A 26359-nucleotide genomic window follows, 5' to 3' on the forward strand; every position below is an offset into this window, starting at 1 on the left:
GCTTCGCGTTTCGCGGAGGGCTTCCCCCACTCCGTCGCCGCTTCGCCGCGCCACCTCTCCCCCCTCCGGAGGGAGAGGAAAGGCGGGGGTCTGAAAAAGTTCGCCCCCTTCCTCAACCCCGGCGTGGGGGGTTTAGGTGTCGAGCTAAGCTCGACGGAGTGGGGGTCGACCGTTCACCAAAGCAATGCGGATCATGCTCGGCCCCGCCCACTGTTGCGCCAGACGCCGTCATCGGCCATCAGCTCGCTCAAAATCCCTTCGCGTAAGCCCCGGTCGGCGACGCGCAGCCGCTCCGACGGCCACACCGCACGGATGGCTTCCAGGATAGCACAGCCGGCCAGCACCAGGTCGGCGCGGTCCGTACCGATGCACGGGTTGGCGCAGCGCTGCTGGAAATCCCAGCCGACCAGTTTTTCGACCATGCGGTCGACGCTGTCGCGGTCCATCCACAGCCCGTCGACGCGGCGCCGGTCGTAGCGTTCGAGGTCGAGATAGACGCCGGCCAGCGTCGTCACCGTGCCGGATGTGCCCAGCAGATGAAATTTCGGGCTGGTCAGCACGTGGCTCAACCGGTCGCGACCATCAAAGGATTTTAGCCGCACCGCGACGTCGTCGACCATGGCGGCAAAGATCTCGCGCGTCACCGTGCGGCCGCCAAAACGCTCGGCCAGCGAGACAACGCCGACCGGAAGCGACGTCCACGACACGATGTGGTTGGCAAGCCGCGGCGAGCGCTGGCCGGTGAGGTCGATCAGCGCGATTTCGGACGAGCCGCCGCCGATGTCGAACAGGACCACGCCTTGCGTGTCGCGCTCGACCAGCGAGCCGCAGCCGGATACAGCAAGCCGCGCCTCGGTCTGGCGGTCGATGATTTCCAACTTCAACCCCGCCTCTCGTTCGACGCGCTGCAGGAATTCGACGCCATTATCGGCGGTGCGGCAAGCCTCGGTGGCGATCAGCCGGGCTTTCCTGATCTTGCGGTTGCGCAATTTGTCGCCGCAGATTTTCAGCGCCTCGACGGCGCGGTCCATCGCCGCCTGGCTAAGGTGCCCATTGGCGGTCAGCCCCTCGCCCAGCCTGACGATGCGCGAGAAGGCGTCGATGACGCGGAACTGGCCATGGCGTTGCGGCACCGCGACCAGCAGCCGGCAATTGTTGGTGCCGAGATCGAGCGCGGCAAACACCGGCAGTTCCTGCATCGGCGGCCGATGCATGGGCTGTTCCGGTCGGGGTTGTGGGGCCGAGGGCAAAGGCACGGGCGCTGGAGCGGCCGGGCCGACGGAGGCCGGCGCACCGACCGCCGCGGCCGTTGCGAGAGGGCTGTCGTCGCGCGCAAAAACCTTGCGCCCACGCCGGCGCTTGCGCCGCTTTCTCGCCTTGCCGCGCTGATGCTGGGCGTCGCCGGCCTGTCCGTTGCCGGACTGGGGCCCCGCCTGGCGGGGCCGCCCGGCGGATGGGCTTGGCCCGCCTGATGGCGGCGAAGCCCTGGACACGCCCACTTCCGGCGCGCCAGCGCCGGTGTCGTGGTCTTCCACTTCAGTTCCTTCCGGCGCCGCGCGAACCGGAAAACCGGACGCAGCAGGCGCTTCAATCTTTTAAGTTGCCGCCAGAGTAGCAGCGCCGGACCGGATCACCAAGAGCAAGGACTCAAATTTTGCCGGCTGCGTCCTGCCAGATCCCCGCTGCTTTGCAGCGTCCCGGCGTTCGCTAGCCTTTCATCTTGCCACTGGCACGGCGAATTCGCCGTTGGCGAACCGGCTGCTCACCCTTGCCGGTTGAATAGCCGGCTTCAATGAGGCATTTCTGAAATGAGGGGGAATTGGTGAATCGCGGACGTTTTAACGCCCGCCTGGGCGATGGGCAGCAACACATGACGACAACTCCATGAATTGGGGGGCCACGAATTGGAAGCGCTATCTGTGGCCGGTCATCGGTGTCGCGGCGGTCATCGGGTCGCTGTTGTTGCTGTGGCATGAACTGCGCGGCATCTCGATCGACGATGTCTGGGACGGCATATCCGCCATCCCGACGCGCGGCTGGATGCTTGCGGCACTGAGCTCGGTGGTCGCCTATGCCTCGCTCGCCGGCTATGACCACATCGCGCTCTTGCATATCGGCAGACGAGTGTCGTGGCTGTTCGTCACCTTCTGCTCCTTCACCACCTACGCGCTGTCGCACAATATCGGCGGCTCGGTGTTTTCGGGCGCCGTGATCCGCTACCGCGCCTACGGCACCAGGGGGCTGACCGGCCAGGACGTCGGCATTCTGGTGGCGATCTGCTGGATCACCTTCGTGCTCTCCAGCATTCTGGTCGGCGGGCTGGTGCTGGTGTTCGAGCCTGCAATCATCGACCGCTTTTCCGGCGCCCCGCACCACGGCCTGGCGATCGCCGCTGGCATCGCTTTGCTGATCCTGGTCGGCGCCTACATCTTCGGCAGCTGGCTGCATCTGAAGCCGCTGAAAATCGCCGGCTTCCAGTTGCACTACCCGGCGCTGCCGATCGTGGCGCGGCAATTGCTGATCGGCCCGATCGAGCTTCTGGCGGCGGCGGCGATCATCTTCTTTGCCCTGCCCGTTGCCGGCAATCCCGGCTATTTCGTCATCCTCGGCGTGTTCCTGGTGTCGTTCTCGGTTGCGCAGATCTCGCACGCGCCGGGCGGGCTCGGCGTGTTCGAGGTCGTGTTCCTCGCCGGACTGTCTGATATGGACCCGGTCGGCGTGCTGGCGGCACTTCTGGTGTTCCGGCTGTTCTACCTGATCATCCCGCTGCTGATCGCGCTCGGCGTGGTGCTGTTCTTCGAGCACTCGCAATACAGCCGGACGGACAGTTGAGGTCGCGCCGGGCGACAGCGCCCGCCTGGCGCAATTGGCTGATGAAACACCGAGATTGAAATGCAACGCAGGCTTGACTATTTTCCGGCGGCGGCTACAAGGCACGCGCGGCTGCTTCGGCGGCCCACCAGCGCGACAGCGCCTGCTGGGGAATAGGTTAACGGTAGACCCACGGACTCTGACTCCGTTAGTCCTGGTTCGAATCCAGGTTCCCCAGCCAAGGCACGTCATGCCCACTGACAGCCAGTACATCCTCGAACGCATCCGCCAGGGATGCGTGGAGTTGTCCGACGACGAGTTCGCCATCGACAGGCTGGCAAAATATGTCGGCAACGGGAGAATCCGCTGGCATGTCGAGTTCCGTGGGCATCGCATCGAGCTGACAACCGGCCAGATCAAGAAGCAGCCTACCTTTCGCAGGAAAATCCTCGAACAGGCTGGCGTTCTGCCGCCGCAGCGTGCCGGGGCCGATTACCGGCGATGGGCACTCGATCTCAGGCGGAATGCCATCGAGCTTCCCTGGCGCGACAGGCCGGTCGATGCCGGTTTTGCCATCGACAGGCTGACCAGCCACGGCGATGGGCGCTGGACGGTGGAATATCAGGGCAAGGCGATAAAATTCACGACGACGAAACTGCGCCGGCAACTCAGTTTCCGCAAACGCATGCTGGCCAAGGCTAAGGTGCTGCCGCCGGAATTGGCCCCGGCTGCCTATCGCAAGTGGATGGACTGGCTCATTCAAAACGCGACTGAGGAAGTGCCGCAGGCCGGCGAAACCTCGATCACAGAGAAAAGCTGGCTTGACGACCTGCCGGAGCTGGCCGGCTGGGAGGATGAAGCGCCGCCCGAGAATTGATTGGGTTCCAATAATCATGAAGTCGAGCGATGCTTCTCCGGAACTGCGATTGGGCAGCGGACGTTCTGGGGATACAGACCGAGATCGGAAGCCTGCCAAAACTGCCCTGCAATAACCGCGTGCCAAGCCTGATATCCTCCGGCAGGAGTGGCCGCCGCCAAAGCCAGCGGCCGGCGCCGCTCATCAAGAGATTGCCTGAGTAAGGCGCCGGCCAGGCGGGCATTGGGGTACCCGCCGATGCTACATTAGCATTCGCGCATAGATTCGATATGGCGCGAACGCGGAAGTGCCTTCACAGCAGCATTACCGCAACTTTTCCCAAGACCCCGAACCCGCAACGCTGCGATGGTTGGAACGCCCAGCGTTTCCGCGCGGCTTGCCCTTGACATAATCATGACGACGTTTCTCACCGCTCTTGCATCCGAGGGTCCGCCAGCCGACCGGGCGAAAGACATGGACCTCTATGGATGGTTGATCGGCAGCTGGGACATGGAGACGGTTCACCGCCGCACCGACGGCACAATTCAGAAATGGGATGGCGAGTGTCACTTTGGTTGGGTGCTCGAAGGCCGCGCCATTCAGGACATCTGGATCAGGCCCAGGCGCCCTGCCCCGTCCACCATGTATGGCACGACCTTGCGCGTCTTCGATCCCGGGATCGGTGGCTGGCACATTATCTGGAGCGATCCGCTCAACCAGGACTATTCGCGCCAGATCGGGCGGGCCGAAGGCAAGGACATCGTCCAGATGGGCGCCGACTCGCGCGGCCTGCAGGCGCGGTGGCGGTTCACCGAGATCACCGCCGCCAGCTTTCACTGGATCGGCGAGGAGAGACGAGCGGAGAGCGACCCCTGGCGGGTGACATATGAACACTTCGCGCGCCGGACGGGATCCTGAAGCACGCGGGCCGTTCGCTGTCAGCTTCTGGTATCAGCTGGGCATCTAGTGTCCCAGCACCTTGGCTTTGCAGGTTGGGCTGCGGTGAAAAGGATGCTTCCTCAGGCACGTGCCGATGTTGGCGTTCGGCGCACGACTCCGTTGAGTCTCAATGTCAATCTACGGTCCTCTGTCAGTCAAAACGGGGCTATCTCTACGACTTTTCATTCCATCAAACTGTGCCACGCTGATCGAGCGCTTGCGTCCGCAACAGTCTTGGGCGATGTTCCCCTTATGCCTTGGGAGGGGCTGGGGATGGAATATAGAATGCTGGCCGTCTTTACGGTCGCACTTGCGCTTGGTGGCTACCAATACAAAGCCGAACCAATGCCAATCGCTGCGTACAATCTGTATTCAAAAGTTATGCGAGAAACTACCTGGCAAATATTTGCTTTTCATTGATTCTACAGGCCTCAATAGGTCGATCAAACCGATATGAACTGCGCCGCTCACAGTTATCCGATCGACATGCGAGCCGGATTTTCTGGATCAGTTCGGAAGACGCTCGAGTCACTGGTCACTGAACTCGAAGTGGTTGATCAGCCAGTCGATGCCGCTGGGCTAGCCGAACGCAAAAGCCGTGGAATGATTGTAGTGAAAGGAGAGGAATTGAACGCTCGGCTTCGGGTCGTACCAGGCTTCTGGTCCGCCGGCATTGAGACTGACGTCGACCTGGTTGCCTCAATAACTGTCGATGGCCGTAAGGGTCGGCTACTCGGTTCGACGGTCGAGGGTCAAGGCAATGCTCAAGGTGATGCCGGCGTCGTTTGCGAGGGTGGCGCTAAATCGCTCACCGACTCCGCCGAAAAGGCGATGAAACAAACGGTGGGCCGTCTAGGTGAAGCTTTGACCAACTCGGAACGCGTCCGCAGCGGCATTTGAGGAACTGGAGACGATGGCGAGCCACCCGCTGCCTGATCGCTTCTCGCCGCCGAACGGCAGCCCGGCGCCCAGTCGGGATGGTTGATGCAGATACTGCCCGGTGCACCTGCGGGGAAGTACGGACATAGCCTAGCGCGATAGCGATCAGCACCAAACGAGTATCTCAAAACCCGCCGGCACAAGCGCGCCCAAGAACCTTCATATGTACTGAGCGCGAACAGAGGCTAGACAAGCGAAGATTCCAATAGCATTGTTGGCACTGGGACGGGGCTCGACCGGCAAGCGCAAACGATGCTTGTCGGTGGTTGGCAACTGCTAAACCGTACAGCCGCAATTGCCACGGCTGCGAGACCAAGGAGTCCCAAGGATGCCGAACCCAAGCCAAACCAGCGATCAATGGTGGGTCAACGACCAGACGCCGGACAACCCGTACGGCAAAAGCGAAGATTACGGGGCCTTCCTCACCTACCTTGGAGCGCTGGACCGGTCGATAACGCCGGCGATCGCGGCGGGAACGCTGAGGATCAATGTCTCCGAGCTCAATGACCATCCCGAATACAAGGCCGCCGCGATCGGCGCCTTGCAGATGTGGGCCAGTGTCACCCCGTTGAAGTTCGAAATCGTCGACAATGCACCATACAACAGCGCAACGGACTGGATGCAGGTTGTCAGCCCCGAACTGGGCGAAGAGGACGACGGCAGCGCCTATTCCAACGACCGCTATGTCAGCATCGGCCAGCGTTTCCACGACACCGAGGTCAACAAGACGGATATTGGCGGCTATGTCTTCGATTCCTTCATCCATGAATTCGGTCATGAGTTCGGCCTGAACCACCCCGGGCTCTACAATTACAGCGGCCCCGGCGGCGTACAGATCAATTATCTGAACAATGCGACCTGGACCTACGACCGTCAGCAATACAGCGTCATGTCCTATTTCGACGGGATCGATGTCGGTGAAACCAGCCGCTGGTCGGCGTCAACGCCGATGATGGCCGACATCGAGGCAGTCATCCGCCGCTTTTTCTCCACCGTCGACGAGAACGGCGTGCGCACCTATCAGCATATCGATCTCAACACGGGCGACAACGTCTACGGCTTCGGCAGTGCCGTGGATGGCTACCGGCTGACCTCGTCGGGCATGCAGCACGATATCGGTTTCGTCATCCATGACACCGGCGGAACCGACACGATCGACTTCTCCGGCTCGACGGCCGGCACGATCCTCGATTTGCGCGCCGGACAGTTCTCCAGCGTCAACGGCCACAGCAACAATGTGTCGATCTTCGCCGGGCACAACGCCGACGGCACCGACTATTACATCGAGAACGGCATCGGCAGCAGCTATGACGACGTCCTGATTGGCAATGACGGAGCCAACGTGCTGGATGGCCGCGGCGGCGGCGACCGCATGGCCGGCAATGGCGGCGACGACACCTACTTCGTCGATTCCCTCGACGACATCGTGCGCGAGGAAGCGAATGGCGGGAATGACACGGTCATTCTGCTGAACCGGAACTTGAATATCCGGAAAATCGCCAACGTCGAACACATCATCTATGCCGACGAGTCGACACTCCAGCCTGGAGACGGCGGCACCGAAACCCCGCCAATCATCGGCGACAACACGATGACCAGCGTCATCTTCGGCGACAATGGCAACAATACGCTCGACGGCGGCGCCGACGACGACACGATCTTCGGCCAAGGCGGCGATGATCTCATCATCGGCGGCCGCGACTCGCTCGCCGGCCGCGACATCAACAACACCATCGATGTCGCCGACCTTCCAGACCAGACCGAGAGCGACGACGGCAATGACACGCTCTATGGCGGCCGCGGCAACGATACGATCCTCGGCGGCCAGGGCAACGACATCCTCGACGGCGGCGACGGCGACGATACGCTGAGCGGCCAGGATGGCGTCGATATATTCAGGGGCGGCGCCGGCGTCGACACGGTCGACTTCAGCAAGGAGAGCCCCTTCCAACTGCTCGTCAACCTCGAGACGAACGTGGCCAGCGGCGGAACCGCCACGGGCGACACCTTCTACAGCATCGAGAACCTGATCGGCTCCGATGACCGCATCGACCGTTTCATCGGTACGTCGGCGGCAAATCATTTCTGGGGCCGGGGCGGCGGCGACTATTTCAACGGCGGCGGCGGCAACGACATACTGGATGGCGGCAATGACGGCGACATCCTGTACGGTGAAGCCGGCAACGACACGATCATCGGCGGCGCCGGCCAGGACTATCTGGATGGCGGCGCCGGCATCGATACGGTCGTCTACGAAGGCAGCTCCGCCGGCGTGACGATCGACCTCGCCAATGGCACGGCCAATGGCGGCGACGGCGATGGCCCGGTGCAGATCGTCGGGCGCGGCACCGTTATCCGGCACGACATCCTGGTCGGCTTCGAAAACGCCGTCGGGTCGTTCTTCGACGACCATCTCATCGGCAACGCCCAGGCCAACAAACTTTCCGGCGGCGCCGGCAACGACACGCTGACCGGCGGTGGCGGCGCCGATATATTGAATGGCGGCGCCGGCAGCGACACGGCGGACTACGCCGACGCGGCCAGCGGGCAAAACCTCAAACTGGGTGGCGGCAAATCCGGCGGCGACACCTATATCTCGATCGAAAATCTGGCTGGCTCGGGCTTCAACGATCACCTGACCGGCGATGGCGCGGCCAATGTGCTGACCGGCCAGGGCGGCGCCGACAAAATCGACGGCGGCGGCGGCGATGACACCCTGCTCGGCGATTTCGCCTATCAGGGCGATGCTCCGCCACGCCCGGGCATGGGCACCGGCTACGCCACGCTCGGACCGGACGCGACCAACAATTCGGTCTCGACCGCCTTCGACATCTCGAACAACTTCTCGCTGACCGCCGACCCCGACATCTTCGATTCGACGACCACCCTTCACACCACCGTCAATGCCACCGGAAACGGCTTGGGCGGATATTACAGCATCAACCTGGCGGCCGGCACGATCATCACCATCGACATCGATGGCATTGCCGACCCCAATGTCCATGACAGCATCGTCAGGGTGCTGGACAGCGATGGCAATATCGTCGCCCAGAACGACGATGGCGGCAACGACCCCGGCTCCAACAACGGCCGCGATTCGAGCACCAGCTTCATCGTTCAGGAAACCGGAACCTACTATATTGTGGAGGGCGAATGGTCGGACTCGGCTCCTGGCGATGGCTGGGTCGAATCCGTGCCGGAGGGCTCGACTTACAAGCTGAACGTGTCGGTCGAATTCCCGCCGGCACCAGCTCAGCCGGGCGTTGCGGGCGCCGATACGCTCAACGGCGGCGGCGGCAGCGACCTTTTGGATGGCGGGCTGGCTGCCGATACGCTGACCGGCGGCGCCGGGGACGACTATTTCCGCTTCTCGACAGAACTCGGGAACGGCAATATCGACTGGATCAAGGACTTCAAGGTCGCCGACGATACGATCCTGCTGGACAACCTCATCTTTGCCAGCGTTGGCGGCGACGGCGCCCTCGCTTTGGGCTCATTCTACAAGAGCGCAGCCGGCGCTGCTCATGATGCCGACGACCGCATCATCTACGACACCGACAGTGGAATATTGTCTTACGACGCCGATGGTTCCGGACAGGGAGCAGCCGTTCAGTTTGCACACCTGAACACAAATCTGGATCTTTCGGCTGCAGACTTCATCGTCATCTAACGCGTTGCCGGGAGGGGTGCCGTCAGGCTGCCCTCCCGCATACCCCAGCGCAGTGAAAAGGGAGAGGACGCGATGACTGACCGCCGCACGGTGTTAATGGCCGCCGGAGTTGCGGCAGTCGCCGCGGCCACCGGGGCAGCGGCAGCGCAATCGCCAGATATTCGCGCGCCAGATATTCGCGCAACAGATATTCGCGGCGCCGTCACCTTTGTGGGCGGCAAGGCTATCCCGGAAGGTCATCTCGAGATCTATCTTGAGGATTCCGCCATTCAGGACAGTGGGCGACGCCGCGCCGCCAAAACCAGCCTCAAGAGCGAGGGCGGCTCAAAGACGATAGAATTTTCCTTGCCCCTGCCCGCAAGCTCGACCGCTTCACCAACGCTGCAGGTCGTTGCGCGCCTGGAGCGTGCGGACGGCTGGCTGGTGGCGCGGGGCAGCGCGCAGTTCCAGGCCGGCTTGCCCGTCCATGTCACACTCAAGGCAGTTATCTATTGAAGGGACGAGATGCCATATCCTGATTGCGAGCCTGCATGCAGCTGACGCCATCGACGCCGCTTACGCTGGTCGGAATCCTGGCGTCCTTTCGACGTGCGTTTTCGGGCATCGTACTGATGAGCGGGGTCGTCAACGTGCTGACCCTGACCGGCTCGTTCTTCATGTTGCAAGTCTATGACCGCGTCGTTCCGGGTCGCAGCGTGCCGACGCTGGTCGGCCTGGCGGTGCTTGCGGGAACATTGTTCGTGTTTCAGGGAGTGCTGGAGCTGATCCGCTCTCGCCTCATGGTGCGGCTGGGACAGGGGTTGGACGCAAAGCTGAGCCCGTCGGTCTATTCGGCGCTGATGCGCCTGCCGCTGCGCGCCAAGCCTTCCGGCGACGGGCTGCAACCCCTACGGGATCTCGATCAGGTCCGCTCCTTTATCGGCAGTGCCGGACCGACCGCTTTGTTCGACCTGCCATGGATGCCGCTCTATATCGGCATCTGTTTCATTTTTCATTTCTGGATCGGCGTTACCGCGCTTGCCGGCGCCGTTGTCCTGTTTGCACTGACGCTTCTGGCCGAGTTCCGGACCCGCGGCCCGACAAGGATCGCCGGACAGCACGCGGCCGTCCGCAGCACGTTGGCCGAGGCGACAAGGCGCAATGCCGAAGCCATGCAGGCCATGGGTTTTGGCGGGCGTATCGCCGAGCGGTGGTCTGCCGTCAATGCCGAGTACCTGAACGCCCATGCGGCAGCCAGCGATGTCGCGGGAACGCTTGGCACGATTTCCAAGATCCTGCGGTTGATGCTGCAATCGGCAATGCTGGCGATCGGCGCTTATCTGGTCATCAAGCAAGAGGCGACCGGCGGCATCATGATCGCAAGCTCGATCATGATGGGCAGGGCGCTGGCTCCGATCGAACTGGCGATAGCGCATTGGAAGGGTTTCATTTCGGCGCGGCAAAGCTGGGCACGCCTGAAGCAGCTTCTGTCCGCGCTGCCGGAAGGCGCAACCGGCGTGACCCTGCCCGCGCCTGTCAGCGCGCTGGCGGTCGAGAATGTCAGTGTCGCGCCGCCGGGCGAACGCACGCCGGTGGTGTGGGATGCAAGTTTTTCACTGGCCAGGGGAGCGGGCCTGGGGGTCATCGGCCCGAGTGCTTCCGGCAAATCATCGCTGGTGCGTACGCTTGCAGGTGTCTGGCTGCCGGCGCGCGGCGCCGTGCGGCTGGACGGCGCGACGCTTGACCAGTGGCCGGCCGACGAGTTGGGCAAACATATCGGCTATCTGCCGCAGGATGTGCAGTTGTTCGACGGAACGATCGCGCAGAACATCGCCCGCTTCGACCCGGATGCGTCGTCCGACATGGTGCTTGCGGCAGCCAAGGCCGCCGGCGTGCATGATCTCGTCGTGCATCTGGCCGACGGTTACGACACAAAGGTTGGCGAAGCCGGCGCCTCGCTGTCGGCGGGGCAACGCCAGCGTGTCGCCCTTGCCCGCTCTCTTTATGGCGATCCCTTCCTGGTCATCCTGGACGAGCCGAATTCCAATCTCGACTCAGAGGGTGAAGTGGCCTTGTCCGCCGCCATCCAGGGCATCAGGGACCGCGGCGGCATCGTTATCGTCGTCGCGCACCGATCCAGTGTGCTGGCCAATGTCGACACCGTGCTGGTGATGGCCAATGGCCATGTGCAGGCCTTCGGTCCGAAGGATGAGGTGCTGAACAAGGTCTTCCGATCGGCGGCACCGCTCAAGGTCGTTGCCGCCACGGAGAGAGGCGTTCCTGCATGAGCGAGGACAGATCCGCTTTGCATCATCGGCAGGTCCGCCGCTATCTCGTGGCTGGCGTTGCTACCTGTCTGCTGCTTGTCGGAGGTGTTGGCGGCCTGGCGGCAGTGACCAAGATGTCGGGTGCGGTGATCGCAGCTGGCCGGCTGGTGGTCGATTCCAATGTAAAGAAAGTTCAGCATCCGACGGGCGGCGTGGTCGGCGAGATCAGGGTGCGTGAAGGCGACCGGGTCAAGGCGGGCGATATTCTGGTGCGGCTGGATGAAACGACAACACGCGCCAATCTGGCGATCGTCTCAAAAGGTCTGGATGAGTTTTATGCACGGTTGGCGCGCCTGGAGGCGGAGCGTGACGGCAAGGACACGATCAGCTTTCCGGACGTTTTGACATCGCGGCGCGACGAAGCCGGTGTCGCCGCATCGATGGCCGGAGAACAATCGCTGTTCGATTTCCGGCACCAGGCGCGGTCTGGCCAGCGATCGCAATTGCGCGAACGGATCGCGCAGTTGAAGCAGGAGAGTGCCGGCCTGACCGAGCAGCTGCAGGCGAAACGCCGCGAGATCGAGCTGATCCAGATCGAGCTGGAAGGTGTGCGGTCGCTCTGGCATCGCAAGCTGATAGGAATCGACCGCATGACGTCGCTGGAACGGGACGCGGTGCGGCTCGAAGGCGAGCATGGCCAGTTGACCGCGGGAATTGCCCAGGTGAAAGGCAAGGCGTCCGAGATCGAACTGCAGATCATCCAGATCGACCAGGATCTTCGCAGCGAGGTCGCGACCGATTTACGCGATACCCAGGGAAAGATCTCCGAGTTCGTCGAACGCAAGGTAGCGGCCGAGGACCAGTTGAAGCGCATCGATCTGCGCAGCCCGCAGGATGGCGTGGTGCTGCAGTTGGCGGTGCATACGATCGGCGGGGTCATCACCCCCGGCGAACAGGTGATGCAGATCGTACCGGTGACGGACGACCTGACCGTTGAAGCGCATATCGCACCCCAGGATATCGACCAGGTGACGATGGGCCAGAATGCGATTTTGCGCCTGTCGGCGTTCAATCGGCAAACCACGCCGGAGCTGACCGGGACGCTGTCGCGGATCTCGGCCGATCTCACCATCGAAGAGCGCACCGGAGCAGCCTTCTATGTGGCGCGGGTGACGCTGCCCAAAACCGAGGTCGCCAAGCTGCGCGGGCTGGCGCTGGCGCCAGGCATGCCGGCCGAAGTGTTCTTCCCGACGGGCGACCGGACGATGCTTTCCTATCTGGTGAAGCCGCTGTCGGATCAGATCCAGAAAGCTTTCCGGGAAGAGTGAAGCCGCACCTTTAAGAGCTGAAGCCTCGAGACCGGCTGGTTGCCGGTCCCCAAGGGTTAGGCCTACTCCGCCGCCTCGTAGCCGGCGATGCCCTTGATCTCGAGGAAATCCTCCAGCCCGTATTCGGCGTATTCGCGGCCGTTGCCGGATTGCTTGTAGCCGCCGAAGGGCAGGCCGGCGTCCCATTGCGGATAGTTGATGTAGACATTGCCGGTGCGCATGCGGGCGGCGACTTCGCGGGCCTTCTCGATATCCTTGGCCTGGATGTAGGACGCCAGCCCATAGACAGTGTCGTTGGCGGTGCCGATCGCCTCTTCCACTGTGTCGTAAGGCATGATCGCCAGCACCGGCCCGAAGATTTCCTCGCGCGCGATGCGCATATCTGATGTGACGTCGGCGAACACGGTGGGGCGGACATAGTAGCCGCGGTTGAGCTCGGCCGGACGCCCCGGTCCACCCGCGACCAGCGTGGCGCCTTCATCTATGCCGGCCTGGATCAGGTCCTGGATCTTGTCGAACTGGATCTGGCTGACCACCGGGCCGAGCTTGGTGCCGGCCGCATCGGCCGGGCCGACGGTCAATTTTTCGGCCGCCGTCTTGGCGTAGCCGGTCGCTTCGTCATGGCGGTCGCGCGGCACGAACATGCGGGTCGGCGCATTGCAGGACTGGCCCGAGTTGCTGAAGCAGCCGGCGACGCCCTTGCCGACGGCCTTTTCAAGATCGACATCGGGAAACAGGATGTTGGCCGACTTGCCGCCAAGCTCCTGATGCACGCGCTTGACCGTGTCGGCGGCCGCCTTGGCGACCAGGATGCCGGCGCGGGTCGAACCGGTGAACGACATCATGTCGACATCGGGATGGCTGGACAGCGCCTGGCCGACGCCCGGGCCGTCGCCATTGACGAGGTTGAAGACGCCCTTGGGAACGCCTGCCTCGTCGATGATTTCGGCAAAGATGATGGCGTCGAGCGGCGCGATCTCGGACGGCTTCAGCACCATGGTGCAGCCGGCGGCGAGCGCAGGACCGACCTTGCAGGTGATCTGGTTCAGCGGCCAGTTCCACGGCGTGATCAGGCCGACGACGCCGATCGGCTCCTTGACGATCAGCGACGAGCCCTTGACGTGGCGGAATTCGAACGACTTCAGCACCTCGGCCATCTTCTGCAGATGTGCCAGGCCAATGCCGACCTGGCTGTCGAGTGCCATCTGGCGCGGCGCGCCCATCTCGCGCGATACGGCCAGCGCCAGATCGGCGCTGCGCTTCTTGTAGACCTCGGTTATGCGGTTGAGGATATCGAGGCGCTCCTCGACCGAAGTGAAGCCGAATGTCTCGAAGGCGCGCTTGGCGGCCGCAACCGCCTTGTCGACATCGGCCTTTGAGCCGAGCGAAATCTGCGCGAAAGCATCTTCGTTTGACGGGTCGATGACGTCGAGTGTGCCGGGCACGACAGGATCGACCCACACGCCGTCAATATAGAACTGCAGATTGTGTGACATGGGCTTCTCCTCGGGGGATTTCTGATTGATGGGGGGCGATCGCCGGATCGTCGTATCGGCTCAGGAATAACGATGGGGCAAGAGCGATGTCAAACGCAAGGGCGGGCGATTGAGCCTACGGCTACAGAAGCGTGTGCCCCGCCGCGACCAGAAGCCCCCTTGCCGCGGCTTCATCCTTGGCTTTGACGAGCAGATGGTCACCATCGAAGGTGGATACCAGAAAAATGCCGAGTTCGCTTTCCGACAATGGCTTTATCACCGACAGGACGATGCCGGTTTCGTCGAAGGCAAAGGGACCTTGGAGTTTCAGGGCGACCCAGTCCCTGTCATGCTTCACCCCGTCCGGCACCCGATCCTGCAGGCAGACGACCGAAAGCTCGTCCTCTGTCCTGGTGATGCTGACGAAGCCCGGCCCGTCCGCCCAGCCGGGAATGCTGTCTTTTGCTTCGAGGCGCGAAACCGCATACCGCCCCGTGAGCGGCTTCAACCGGACCCTGACTGCCATCCGATCCTCCCTGTTATCGGCCATCACCCAGTTTCTTGCTCATATAGACCGTCATGCCGTTCATGAACGGCTCCTCCCGGTCGATCGTATAGCCATGCCGTTTGTACAACAACACATTGGCCATGAAGGCGCCGTTGGTCAGCAGGCGCAGCTCGAAGCAGCTGGCCTCCAGCGCCTTCTGCTCCGCCCGTTCCAGCAACAGCCGGCCGATGCCCCTGCCCTGCGCCTGTGGCGCGACGCAGACATTCTCGATCCAGAGATGATCGTCGGCCAGGATGGTCTCGATCATGCCGACGATGCGGCCATTTTCGATGGCGAGATCGAACGGATGTTCGGCGACCGCCTTGTCATGGTCGGCGCGCATCGGCAGCGGCTCGCGGCCGATCAGAGGCACCCATTTGGCATAGGCGGCACGCACAATGTCCCTGATGGCGGCAGCGTCCGCCGGTTGGGCCGGCCGAAACAGGATGGAAGAATTGGACATGGCAAAGGCTCCAGACATGAAAACCCCGCCGGCAGACGTCGAGGGCGGGGCTGGAACGAACGAACCGGAATTTTATTGGGCCGGTCCTTTTCGTCGCGCAAACAGCTTGCCGCGCTGCGTGGTGCAGGAACGGCGTCGCTTGGCGATGGCGAACGAGAAAACGAACATGACGCCACGCTGGAGCAGGAAGCGCGGCGCTGTCAAGATTTTGGCGTTGGCCCAGCCTCCGAGTTGACCCGCGCGGCTAGAGCGGGCGGCGCCGGCAAGGCCATAAGTGTACTGCCAGGCAACGCCAGTCTTCACCTTGCGCGGTGGTTGCTCGCCTAAACTGCTGCGCCGTCGAGTAGGGCTCTCGTACGCGTACAAAAAAACAGCAACAGCTAATATTGTTGGACATTCAACCTACCATTGGTTCAAATTTCTATTTGATCTAATCTTGGCATCATAATATAAGCGGAGAAGCACTGGACGGGCTGACGGGGGGGGCGCCATGCATCGAGGGCCGGCAAAGCGTACAATCTCACGTTTGTTAGGCGCGATGACGGTCGTCTACGCGCTCGCGGGCACGACGTCAGCGCTCGGGCAGTCTTGTAGTCCCACACAGACAGCTCATGCTTTTAGCTTTACTGGCGGCGACCAGTCCATCTCGGTTCCTGGCAACACCCATTCCGCCACAGTATACCTCAAGGGAGCGCAAGGCGGGGTTGGCAAGAGCGGCGCCGGCACCATCGGGGGCAGCCCATTGAGCCCAGGCGGCGCCGGCGGGCTCGGCGGCCAGGTGAGCGGTTCCTTGACTGTCGCGCCGGGTGACATCCTTTCTGTCGGCGTTGGCGGCCGTGGCTCGCTCGCGGTCAATCCCGGTGGCGCGAGCGGTACTCCCGACGGCGGCAATGGTGGCGGGGCGACCGACCTGCGGCTGGGCGGAACCCGCCTGGCAATTGCTGGCGGCGGTGGCGGCGGTGGCAACGGGGGCTGGCACACTACAAATTCGATAGCTGGTGGCGTCGGTGGCAAGAGCGGGGGATCCGGCTCGGCAGGAACCGATGTTTCGGGCGGCCTTGGCCCCTTTGGCGGTGAAGGTGGCACTGTAGGTGCCGGTGGCGCGATCGGGGCTGGGTGCGATAGTTTTCCTGGCACGGCCGGTCAGACAAATGGCCAAGGCGGAACTGCACGAAATTTCTCAGGGTCTTTCCTGGGCGCCGGATATGCTGGTGGCGGCGGTGGCGGGGCTACTGTCGGCGGCGGTGGTGGCGGCGCAGGCGTCGGCACGACCTCGTGCCAGCAGAACTGGAACGGCGCCGGCGGCGGCGGCGGCGGCGGATCATCGGATGCCGGCTCGCTGCAATCGGCTGCGGTGGCGGAAGGCGTCAATTCAGGCGATGGGTCCGCATTGATCTGTTTTGATGAGCCGCTCTATGTGATCAGCGGCACGGCGAGCGGTCAGACCGGGACGGTGAGTTTGAAATTGACATCAAGCTCGCCGGCAGGGACGCAAACCAGGGACGTGAATGTCGGCGATACCACCTTTGCCTTTGCGGATGGCCTGCTGACCGGCTCCAACTGGAGCGTTGAGGTTACTGCCAAGCCGGCCGACCAGACATGCACGGTCACGACGGCCTCGGGCACGGTGGCGGGAGCCGACGTGACCAATCTTGTCCTGTCCTGCACCACGGTCACGGTGGAGCTGTCGCCGGCAACATTGCCGAATGCGCATATTGGCACGCCGTACAGCCAGACCATCACGGCAAGCAGCCCCAATGGCGGCGCCGCACCCTACACCTTCACCGTGATTTCCGGCTCAGTGCCTCCCGGCCTCGCGCTCTCGCCTGGAGGTACGCTGGCTGGCGCACCCACTGTCGCGGCCAATTACGATTTTACGGTGCGGGCCACGGACAGCAACGGCGTTACGGGCCAACGTGACTACACTGTGGCCGTCGAGATCCACTTGCCGTCGGCACAGGACCACACGCTGGACGTGATGGCCGGAACGACCGGGTCCCTCGACCTGACGCAAGGGGCGACGAATGGGCCGTTTACCAGCGCCACGATTGCCTCGCCGCCGCCGGGCGAAGCGGGCACGGCTTCCATTGTGCCCGATGGCGGCGCTTATATCCTGCAGTTTGCCGCGGCAGCCACCTTTGCCGGCACAACCAGCCTGACCTACACGCTCTCGAATGCCGACGGAACGTCACCTCCGGCAACCGTGACCATCAACGTCACGGCGCGGCCCGACCCCTCGCGCGATCCGGAAGTGATCGGCCTGATTCGGGCACAGGTGGAGGCGGCAAAGCACTTCGCCGACATTCAGATCCAGGGATTTGGACAGAGGCTGGAACAGCTCCACAATGAGGGCGACCAGCGCCACAATTCGATAGGCCTCAGCGTTGCCGTCCAGCAATCGTCGGACAACCCCGACGCATACGCTCAGCAGCAGATTGCAGCGAACGATCCGGCGCTCGCCGCAATCGCCACGGCATCGTCGCAGTCCACTTACGGAGCGCCCAATCCGGAGCGCATTCAGCCCAACGCCAACGCAAAGCAGGACAGGACTTCGACCGGCGCGTCGCCGATCAAGACCGGACAGTCTTCAACTGGCACGGACGTGGACACCCAGACGTCGTCACTGCCGGCCGAGAACCCATTTGGCGAACTGGCCTTCTGGAGCGGCGGCTACGTCAATTTCGGCACCGATGACGATGGAGCCATCAAGCTCGACCATACGCTGGTCGGCGTGATCGTCGGTGCCGACTACCGCTTTTCCCCGACCTTCACCGCCGGTCTCGGGTTTGGCTATGGCCATGACGTCACCGACGTCGGGAGCAACGGCACCGAAAGCCGCGCCCATGCCATCTCGGTCGCCGCCTATAGCAGCTACCGCCCGGCGCTAGGTTTTTTTGTCGATGGCCTTGCCGGCTATGGCGCCCTCAATTTCGACAGTGAGCGCTATGTGACCGATACCGGCGATTTCGCGTCTGGAACGCGCGACGGAAGCCAGGTCTTCGGGTCGCTGACGGCGGGCTACGAATTTCGCCGGCCGGACTCTCTGATATCACCCTATGGACGTCTGTCGGGGTCCCACTCCACGCTTGGCGGCTTCACCGAGACGGGTGGCGACATCTATAATCTGACCTTCGGCAAGCAGACCGTCGACACGCTGTCGGGCACCCTTGGCCTGCGCATCGAGAACAACATTCCTACCAGCTGGGGTCTGCTCACACCGCGCGCGCGCTTTGAGTATACGCACGACTTTGCCGGCTCCAGCCGCGTCAGCCTCGGCTATGCCGATATCGGCACCACGCCCTACGCGCTGGACGCAGATGCCTTTTCCAACGACTATTTGTCAATCGGGCTCGGCGTCGATGCGCAAATCGGCGGTATTGCCTTCGGGCTGAACTACAGCACCGCGGTCGGCAGCAACGGCGACAGCCAGGACCATACGATCGCCGCGCGAATTGGGATGAAATACTAGGGCATGATCCCAAAAAGTGGGGTTAGATCGTGATGGGAATTCATCATGATCTAGGGCGGCTCCAGGTTTCGCCCGGGCGCTCTTTCTCATTCTGACCTCGGCCGCCCTAAACGTTCACAAAAATCGATCATTTCAACAAAAACAATTCGTTGGAAAGATCGATTCTGGAATGACATTCTCCTGAGGTACTTGCGTGGAGAATTGCATTGTCTTCCGCCGCCCAGCTAGCGAACGATATTCCGATCAGCATGATTTCCGCCGATCTGGCCGTGGGCCGGAAGCGGCTCGGTTCCGTGTGGAATGGCGTCATCCCCGGGATCGTGCTGGTGGCGATGATTACGGGGATGGCCTTCTCGGCCCATAATGTCTCCGGCTTCGCGCTGTTCAGCCCGATGATCCTCGCCGTCGTCGCCGGCCTGATCTATTCCAACGTGCTCGGCACGCCCGCCCACGCCAAGGCCGGCATTGCATTCTCGCAGAAGCGCCTGCTGCGCTTTGCCATCGTGCTGCTCGGCTTTCAGCTGACGCTCGGCCAGGTCGTCTCCATCGGCGCCGGCGGCGTCGGCATCGTGGCGCTGACCCTTGGAGCGACCTTCGTCTTCACCATTACGCTTGGCCGGCTGATCGGCGTCGACGCCAAGCTGGCGCAGCTGATTGCCGCCGGCACCTCGATCTGCGGCGCTTCGGCGATCGTTGCCACCAACATCGTCACCGATGCGCGCGACGAGGACGTCACTTATGCCGTCGCCTCGATCACGCTGTTCGGCACCGTCGCCATGCTCGGCTTTCCGCTGCTGGCGCCGGTGCTCGGCCTCGACCAGCACGCATTCGGCCTGTGGGCCGGCGCCTCGATCCACGAGGTGGCACAGGTCATCGGCGCCGGCTTCCAGAACGGCGCCCAGTCCGGCGAGATCGCCACCGTCGCCAAGCTGACCCGCGTCGCCCTGCTGGCGCCGATGGTCATCGCGCTCGGCCTGATGGCGCGCCGCAAGAGCAATGGCGATCGCCCAAGCGACCAATCCGGTGCGCGGCCGCCGATGCCGTGGTTCGTCGCCGCTTTCATCGCCGTCGTGGCGCTGAACAGCCTGGTTGCCGTGCCGGCCGAAGTGAAGTCGGCCATGGCGTTCGCCACCACCATCATGCTGACCATGGGGCTCGCCGCCATGGGTCTGCAGGCCAACATTTCGCAGCTGCGCTCGCGCGGCCTTCGCCCGCTGGCGCTCGCCTCCTGCGCCTTCCTGTTCATCGGCTGCTTCAGCCTGATGCTGGTGAAGTTCGCTTAGTCCTCGAACGAACTCGCCGCGACATAGATCGCGGCAAGCGCCTCGATGCCGGCCTGATCGTCCTTGTCGAAGCGGCCGGGCGTCGGGCTGTCGAGGTCGATCAGGCCGAAGACGCCGTCATTGTCCCTCAGCAGCACGACGAGTTCCGAGCGCGAGTCGGCGTCGCAAGCGATGTGGCCGGCAAATTCATGCACATCCTTGACCAGCATCGACATTTCGAGATCGATGGCGGTGCCGCACACGCCCTTGCCGACGGCGATGCGCACGCAGGCCGGCTTGCCCTGGAACGGTCCAAGCACCAGCTCCTCGTCCGACGCCAGGAAATAGAAGCCGGCCCAGTTGAGATCGGGCACCATCTGGAAGATCAGCGCCGATGTGTTGGCGGCGTTAGCGACGGAGTCGCTCTCGCCTTCCAGCAGCGCCTTCAACTGGGTGGCCAGTTCGCGGTAGAAGGCCGGCTTGTCGGTGCTGTCGATGGTCTGGGCCGCAAACATGGCGTCGTCTCCATTGCCGGCGGGCCAAAAAGCCCGCTACATTTCCTGTCTGCCACCAATGACGCTCCCGGGAAATACACAATTGTGAATACCGACCGTGCCAGCCAAACACACGACCGGGCGCAACCCGCAGCGAGCGAAGGTCCCCTCACCTTCGCCGTTCTGGTCTTTCCCGGCTTTCCGATGATGGCGTTCAGTTCGGTGATCGAGCCATTGCGCGCCGCCAACGTGCTGGCCAAGCGCGAGTGCTATCGCTGGGTGATCGTCGGCGCCGACCAGGGCACGGTCGAGGCATCCAATGGGGTTGTCATACAACCGGGATTCTCAGCGTTCGGCGCGCCGAAGGTCGACCGCATCGTCGTCTGCTCGGGCGGCAATGCGGACCTGCTTGTCGCCGACGATGCGGTTGCGTGGATGCGCAAGAGCCTGCGCGCCGGCGCTCACATAGGCGCGGTGGCCGACGCCGCCTTCTTCCTCGCCAGGGCCGGCCTGCTCGACGGCCATGCCTGCACCTTGCACTGGACCAGCCAGGCGGCATTCACCGAGGCCTTCCCGGATATCGAGCTCCGGCGCGATCTCTACGTCATCGACCGCAAGCGCTTCACCTCGGCCGGTGGCGTCGGCAGCCTCGACATGATGCTGGAGATCATCACCAACGATTATGGCGGCGAGCTCGCGGCGGGCGTTGCCGAATGGTTCGTGCACAGCCCCTTGCGTTCGAGCGTCGACCGCAAGCTGATGCCGCTCAGGCTGCGCACCGGCGTCCAGAACGAACTGGTGCTGTCGGCCATCGCCATCATGGAGGATGCGGTGGAAGAGCGGCTCGGCATGACGGAGCTGGCGGCAAGGCTCGGTGTCTCCTCCGACAAGCTGGAGCGCAATTTCCGCGCCCAGCTCAGCATTTCGCCCAATGGATATTACCGGCGGCTCCGGCTGCGGCGCGCCGCCGACCTGTTGGCCCATTCGACGCTGATGGTGCGAGACGTGGCGCTGGCCTGCGGCTTTGCTTCGATGTCAAGTTTTGCCCGAGCGTTTCGCGAGGAGCATGGGCACGCGCCGAAGGCGATGCGGCGGCATTAGAGAGCGCTGCGCGCTAACGCGGTGAGATGCTGGCGGGACAGCGCCCCCCTCTGTCCTGCCGGACATCTCCCCCACACGGGGGGAGATCAGATGTCGCCTCGGCTTTCGCCAATCACCAACGTTGCAGGGCGAGCGGGACGCGAAAGCTGCTAATCTCCCTCCTTGTGGGGGAGATGTCCGGCAGGACAGAGGGGGGCGCGAAGGATCGCAACATTGCCCTTTGTATCCATGCCCTTCTTGCGGCATTTCGCACGACATCTGCGGATTCTCGCACAGACATTCTGCGGTTCGTAGCTATGTTCAGGCCTTCAGGAGGCGCACCATGAGCATCGTCGTTTTCGACCCGGACAGCACCGAGGATGTGGATTTCAAGGACCGCATGCGCCACCCGGTCGCGGCCGACTCCGCCGGCGGCATGTGGCTGTCGGATACCGAGCCGTCCTTCATCGATGCCGACGCCTTGCGCAAGGGCCGGCTGGCCAAGCTGCGCGGCTGGATGCGCGAGGCGGGCTATGGGGGCGTCGTTTTGTTCGACCCCTACAACCAGCGCTACGCAACCGGCTCGCGCAACATGTTCGGCTATTTCCTGCGCAACTCGACGCGGTATTTCTTCATCCCGACCGACGGGCCGATCGTGCTGTTCGAGTACCCGCAGAGCTACCATGTCTCGATGGTGCTCGACACGATCGACGAGGCGCGGCCGTCCAAGCTGGTGTGGTCTTCGGTGTCGGGCCGTGACGACGAAACCGCTGGTCCCTTCGCCGACGAGATCGCCGAGCTTTTGACGAAGCACGGCGGCGGCTCGATGAAGCTCGGGCTCGACCGCTGCAGCCATTTGCAGGCGCTGGCGCTGGAAAAGCGCGGCTGCGACGTCAGGGATTGCCAGGGCGAAATCCTGGCGGTGCGCGCGGTGAAAACACCCGAGGAAGTCAAATGCCTGCAGGTATCGATGGCTGGCGCGGAAGCCGCTGTTTATGCCGTGCGCGAGGCGATCAAGCCCGGCGTCTCCGAAAACGAGCTGTTCGCCATCATGTATGGCGAGGTGATCCGCCAGGGCGGCGAGTTTATCGAGACGCGGTTGCTCACCTCGGGACAGCGCACCAATCCGTGGTTCAACGAGGCCAGCGGCCGCAAGATCCGGCCGGGCGAGCTTCTGGCGCTCGATACCGACACGATCGGCTGCTATGGCTATTATTCCGATTTTTCGCGCACCTTCCGCTGCGGGCCGGGCAAGCCGACCGGCTATCAGAAATCGCTCTACCGCATGGCGCACGACCAGGTTCAGCACAACGTTTCGATCGTCAGGCCGGGCATGGCTTTTCGCGAGATCGCCGAAAAGGCGTGGAAAATCCCGGACCGTTTCGTCGACCAGCGCTATACCTCGGTGATGCACGGCGTCGGCATGCATGGCGAGACGCCGTTCATAGCGCACGCCATGGACTATGAAACCTACGGCCGCGACGGTGTTGTCGTGCCCGGCATGGTGGTGAGCGTGGAAAGCTATATCGGCGAGAAAGGCGGACGCGAGGGCGTCAAGCTGGAAGACGAGATCCTGATCACCGACACCGGCACCGAGCTTCTGTCGCGCTTTCCCTACGAGGATGAGTTTCTGGAGAAGCAGGTTTGATGGTCGTTTCGCATCCCTTGGCAACCAGCGTGAACGCCAATCCCGTCGTCATCCTAGGGCGAAGCAAGGAGCGCAGCGACGCGGCGCAGACCCCTGGAGCTGCTCCGCAGCCCAAGGGATCCATGCCGGGACTCATCCGCGCCGCAACGGTGCAAGTTCTGCTCCGCCGCATTCCTTGGCCAATGTCACGGCATGGACTCCAGAGCGCCGCAACGGTGCAGATCCTGCACAGTTGCACTCCACGGTCGACGTCACGGAACGGATCCCAGGGTCTCCGCGACGCCGCTGCGCGGCTGCTTCGCCCTGGGAGGACGAAGTTCGGAGGACGCCGACCAATCTCCACCGCTTGCGCTGCCCTTGCGAGAAGAGCGGCGGCGTTGGTCGCGAACCAAGGCCTATCCGCATGAAAAGCCCCATCTCGATCAAACGTGGCACGGTCGCCGCGGCGTTCATCGACCTCCAGGAAGAGCATCGGCAGGACAAGCGCTATCTGGTCGAAGGTTTTGGCGAGGTGCTTGCCAACGTCCAGCGCCTGCAGGCGGCGGCGCGGCGCAACTTCGTGCCGCTGTATCACTGGGCCTATATCGTCGATGCCGCCAAGGCGCGGCCGTTCCATCCGCTCGATGCCGACGGCAAGTCGGCTTTTTCCGACAAGAGCGATCCGCTGACGGAAATCTGCCCAGAAGTGGCGGCCGCGGCCGGCGAGACGATGCTGGTCAAGACGCAGGCCAGCGCCTTCGGCGCCGGGCCTGCCGCAACCGAATTCAAGGCGCGCGGCATCGAATGGCTGATCGTCGCCGGCGTCTGGACCGAGGCCTGTATCGACGCCACCGTGAAGGACGCGGTCGCATCCGGCTTTCGCGTGCTTCTGGTCAAGGATGCCTGCGGCAGCGGCAGTGCCGCCATGCACCAGACCGCCATCCTCAACCTTGCCAACCGGCTCTATGGCGGCGCCGTCACCAACACGATAGACGCGTGCCGGCTGATGGCGGGCGACACTGTCAGCGCATGGCGGGTCGAGGGCTCGGTGCCGCTGCGCTTCACCTTTGAAAACGCCGAGCGTCTCTACGGCGAGCTCTGAGAGATGGGCACGGTCCACAAGCTCAAGACCACCAGGCGGGGGAAATACGCCACCCTGCTCGACCCGGCGCTGTGGGAGCATATCGACCTGGTCAATGACTGGTTCCCGCCAGAAATCGCCGAACTTCCGATCGCCGAGCAAAGGTCGGTCTATGATGCGATGTGCCGCGCCTTCCATCAGGGTTATCCCAAAGGGGTTTCGGCCAGCGGCGGCATCATCGCCGCCGATGCAGGGCACGCCATCCCGATCCGCTACTACCGGATGGCGGGCAAGCCCGTGCGCGCCGTCATCGTCTACTATCATGGCGGCGGCTTTGTGCTTGGCGGGCTCGACAGCCATGACGACATCTGCGCCGAGATCTGCGCCGGCACCGGTTTCGACGTTGTCTCGGCCGACTACCGGTTGGCGCCGGAGCATCCGCACCCGGCCGCCTTCGACGACGCGCTGACCGTGTTCGAATGGGCGGCGGTGACAACGGACCTGCCGATCGTGCTTGTCGGCGAAAGCGCCGGCGGCAACCTTGCCGCCGCGGTCGCGCACGCCTCGCGCCGCCACCTGCGCCGGGCGGCCGGCCAGGTGCTGATCTATCCCGGCCTCGGCGGCGACGAGAGTGCCGGCTCCTATGTCGAACATGCCGAGGCACCGTTGCTGACGCTGCGCGACATCGCGTTCTACCGCACCATTCGCGCTGCCCCGGCACAGTCGCCCGACGACCCGACTTTTTCTCCGCTGAAAGACAATGACTTCTCCGGCCTGCCGCCGACTGTCATCATCACCGCCCAGTGCGATCCGCTGTCATCGGACGGCGAGACCTATCGCGACCGCATCGTTGCCGCCGGCGGCCGCGCCTGGTGGTATGAGGAGCCGCGGCTGGTGCACAGTTTTCTGCGCGCCCGCAAAAGTGTTCAGCGCGCCGGCGAGGCGTTCGTGTGCACGCTTGCAGCCATCGCCGCCGTCGCCGTGCTCGGCAAGAACGATGAAGCGCTGATCTCCCCCCTCGTGGGGGAGATGGCCGGCAGGCCAGAGGGGGGCGCGAAGGATCGCGGCCCTTCAGTATCCTAAATCAACGCAACGATTATCTGTGAAGATACTCCAGTCGGCAGACGGGATGGCGGGACAGCGCCCCCCTCTGTCCTGCCGGACATCTCCCCCACAAGGGGGGAGATTGGCCATCTACCACTGCGGAGTGGCGCACAAGAATTGCGGAAAAGAGAACATTTCCCGGGGTCGGCCCGCTTTATCATCACCTGCTCAGGCAACGGCGCCCGATGATCGCATCCGCCCCAGCGGAGGCGGACCGTCGGGGCGCCCAACAAAAGAGGGAACGACGATGAAATTCATGCTGACCGACCGTAATTTGCACCCGCAGGCGAAGCCCGTTGCCGATGATTTCAGGAAAGGCGGCGTCAACCGGCGCGAATATCTCGCCATCATGGCCGGCTTTGGCGTCAGTGCTGCCGGCGCGCTGGCGCTGGGCGGCCTCAGCGCGTCACCTGCCCGGGCCGAAGAGCCGAAGCGCGGCGGCACCTTGCGCGTCGCCATGAACGTCAAGGGTTTCAAGGATCCGCGCACCTTCGACGGTGTCGAGATGTCCAATGTGGCGCGCCATTGCAACGAATATCTGGTGCGCTGGAACCGCGACTTCACCTTCGAGCCGTGGCTGCTCGAAAGCTGGGAAACCAGCGACGACGCCAGGACGCTGACGCTGCATGTGCGCAAGGGCATCGCCTGGTCGAATGGCGACACCTTCAACGCCGACGACGTCATCCACAATCTCACCCGCTGGTGCGATGCTTCCGTCGCCGGCAACTCGGTCGCCGCGCGCATGGGTGCGCTGATCAATGCCGACACCAAGAAACCGGTCGACGGCGGCATCGAGAAGGTCGACGACTTCACCGTCAAACTCAATCTGCCGAAGCCCGACATTTCCCTGATCGCCGGTATGGCCGACTATCCGGCTTTGATCATGCACCGCTCCTATGAGGGCGGCGACGATCCGATGAAGGCGCTGGCGATCACCACCGGACCCTGCGAACTGGTCAGCTGGAATG

At 63.3% G+C, this 26359-nt stretch carries 21 protein-coding genes and 1 tRNA gene; 17 read left to right on the plus strand and 5 right to left on the minus strand.

What is annotated here, in order from left to right; all coding sequences use genetic code 11:
* Positions 1 to 191: 191 nt before the first annotated feature.
* Positions 192 to 1535 (minus strand): Ppx/GppA phosphatase family protein, encoded by a 1344-nt coding sequence (locus tag NKI96_RS31605; RefSeq protein WP_352807696.1) that lies wholly within the window; start codon positions 1533 to 1535, stop codon positions 192 to 194.
* Between the two features lie 349 nt (positions 1536 to 1884).
* Here NKI96_RS31605 and NKI96_RS31610 point away from each other — a divergent pair, with 349 nt between their 5' ends.
* From NKI96_RS31610 to NKI96_RS31655, 10 genes are all read left to right on the plus strand, one after another.
* A complete protein-coding gene (locus NKI96_RS31610; protein ID WP_023736455.1) occupies positions 1885 to 2832 on the plus strand; it encodes a lysylphosphatidylglycerol synthase domain-containing protein in 948 nt (315 codons plus the stop codon).
* Between the two features lie 146 nt (positions 2833 to 2978).
* A tRNA-Gln gene (locus tag NKI96_RS31615) sits at positions 2979 to 3052 on the plus strand.
* A 9-nt stretch (positions 3053 to 3061) separates the two neighbouring features.
* Positions 3062 to 3688, plus strand: a complete 627-nt coding sequence (locus NKI96_RS31620) for a hypothetical protein (protein WP_352807698.1) — start codon at positions 3062 to 3064, stop codon at positions 3686 to 3688.
* A 393-nt stretch (positions 3689 to 4081) separates the two neighbouring features.
* Positions 4082 to 4585, plus strand: coding sequence for a hypothetical protein (locus NKI96_RS31625; protein ID WP_031208806.1), 504 nt, complete (start codon positions 4082 to 4084; stop codon positions 4583 to 4585).
* Positions 4586 to 4891: 306 nt separating this feature from the next.
* Positions 4892 to 5026, plus strand: coding sequence for a hypothetical protein (locus NKI96_RS31630; protein WP_352807699.1), 135 nt, complete (start codon positions 4892 to 4894; stop codon positions 5024 to 5026).
* Positions 5027 to 5059: 33 nt separating this feature from the next.
* Positions 5060 to 5506 (plus strand): hypothetical protein, encoded by a 447-nt coding sequence (locus NKI96_RS31635; protein ID WP_023694374.1) that lies wholly within the window; start codon positions 5060 to 5062, stop codon positions 5504 to 5506.
* 367 nt (positions 5507 to 5873) lie between these two features.
* Positions 5874 to 9215: a M10 family metallopeptidase C-terminal domain-containing protein gene (locus NKI96_RS31640; RefSeq protein WP_352807701.1), complete on the plus strand. Its 3342-nt coding sequence runs from the start codon at positions 5874 to 5876 to the stop codon at positions 9213 to 9215.
* A gap of 72 nt (positions 9216 to 9287) precedes the next feature.
* On the plus strand, positions 9288 to 9710 hold the full coding sequence (locus tag NKI96_RS31645; RefSeq protein WP_023750467.1) for a hypothetical protein: 423 nt from the start codon (positions 9288 to 9290) through the stop codon (positions 9708 to 9710).
* A 35-nt stretch (positions 9711 to 9745) separates the two neighbouring features.
* Positions 9746 to 11482 carry a type I secretion system permease/ATPase gene (locus NKI96_RS31650; protein WP_352807703.1) on the plus strand — a complete coding sequence of 579 codons (1737 nt, stop codon included), beginning with the start codon at positions 9746 to 9748 and terminating at the stop codon, positions 11480 to 11482.
* Positions 11479 to 12789, plus strand: coding sequence for an HlyD family type I secretion periplasmic adaptor subunit (locus tag NKI96_RS31655; RefSeq protein WP_023689671.1), 1311 nt, complete (start codon positions 11479 to 11481; stop codon positions 12787 to 12789). Before NKI96_RS31650 ends, NKI96_RS31655 begins: the two co-directional genes overlap by 4 nt.
* Positions 12790 to 12851: 62 nt before the next feature.
* On the opposite strand, the gene NKI96_RS31660 is transcribed toward NKI96_RS31655, so the two are convergent.
* The 3 genes from NKI96_RS31660 to NKI96_RS31670 form a co-directional block, all read right to left on the minus strand.
* A complete protein-coding gene (locus tag NKI96_RS31660) occupies positions 12852 to 14285 on the minus strand; it encodes an aldehyde dehydrogenase family protein (RefSeq protein WP_352807705.1) in 1434 nt (477 codons plus the stop codon).
* A gap of 121 nt (positions 14286 to 14406) precedes the next feature.
* On the minus strand, positions 14407 to 14790 hold the full coding sequence (locus NKI96_RS31665; RefSeq protein WP_023705798.1) for an ACT domain-containing protein: 384 nt from the start codon (positions 14788 to 14790) through the stop codon (positions 14407 to 14409).
* A 13-nt stretch (positions 14791 to 14803) separates the two neighbouring features.
* Positions 14804 to 15274 (minus strand): GNAT family N-acetyltransferase, encoded by a 471-nt coding sequence (locus NKI96_RS31670; RefSeq protein WP_352807706.1) that lies wholly within the window; start codon positions 15272 to 15274, stop codon positions 14804 to 14806.
* A gap of 742 nt (positions 15275 to 16016) precedes the next feature.
* Here NKI96_RS31670 and NKI96_RS31675 point away from each other — a divergent pair.
* Both NKI96_RS31675 and NKI96_RS31680 read left to right on the plus strand, forming a co-directional pair.
* Positions 16017 to 18743 carry an autotransporter domain-containing protein gene (locus NKI96_RS31675; RefSeq protein WP_352807708.1) on the plus strand — a complete coding sequence of 909 codons (2727 nt, stop codon included), beginning with the start codon at positions 16017 to 16019 and terminating at the stop codon, positions 18741 to 18743.
* Between the two features lie 248 nt (positions 18744 to 18991).
* On the plus strand, positions 18992 to 20026 hold the full coding sequence (locus NKI96_RS31680; RefSeq protein WP_502900315.1) for a YeiH family protein: 1035 nt from the start codon (positions 18992 to 18994) through the stop codon (positions 20024 to 20026).
* On the opposite strand, the gene msrC is transcribed toward NKI96_RS31680, so the two are convergent.
* Positions 20023 to 20520, minus strand: a complete 498-nt coding sequence (gene msrC, locus NKI96_RS31685) for a free L-methionine (R)-S-oxide reductase MsrC (protein WP_023689662.1) — start codon at positions 20518 to 20520, stop codon at positions 20023 to 20025. The two genes, NKI96_RS31680 and msrC, sit on opposite strands and share 4 nt — an antisense overlap.
* Positions 20521 to 20703: 183 nt before the next feature.
* On the opposite strand from msrC, the gene NKI96_RS31690 reads away from it, so the two are divergent.
* From NKI96_RS31690 to NKI96_RS31710, 5 genes are all read left to right on the plus strand, one after another.
* Positions 20704 to 21600, plus strand: a complete 897-nt coding sequence (locus tag NKI96_RS31690; protein WP_245270335.1) for a GlxA family transcriptional regulator — start codon at positions 20704 to 20706, stop codon at positions 21598 to 21600.
* Between the two features lie 322 nt (positions 21601 to 21922).
* Complete coding sequence (locus tag NKI96_RS31695) at positions 21923 to 23227, plus strand: M24 family metallopeptidase (protein ID WP_352807712.1); 1305 nt, start codon at positions 21923 to 21925, stop codon at positions 23225 to 23227.
* 403 nt (positions 23228 to 23630) lie between these two features.
* The gene (locus tag NKI96_RS31700; RefSeq protein WP_352807714.1) at positions 23631 to 24308 is read left to right on the plus strand and encodes an isochorismatase family protein; all 678 of its coding nucleotides are present in this window, start codon (positions 23631 to 23633) and stop codon (positions 24306 to 24308) included.
* A 3-nt stretch (positions 24309 to 24311) separates the two neighbouring features.
* Positions 24312 to 25370, plus strand: a complete 1059-nt coding sequence (locus NKI96_RS31705; RefSeq protein ID WP_352807715.1) for an alpha/beta hydrolase — start codon at positions 24312 to 24314, stop codon at positions 25368 to 25370.
* Between the two features lie 268 nt (positions 25371 to 25638).
* The coding region (locus NKI96_RS31710; protein ID WP_352807717.1) for an ABC transporter substrate-binding protein at positions 25639 to 26359 on the plus strand (721 nt) is incomplete at its 3' end.

The sequence above is a fragment of the Mesorhizobium sp. M0292 genome (genome assembly GCF_040321695.1).
Classification (GTDB): Bacteria; Pseudomonadota; Alphaproteobacteria; order Rhizobiales; family Rhizobiaceae; genus Mesorhizobium.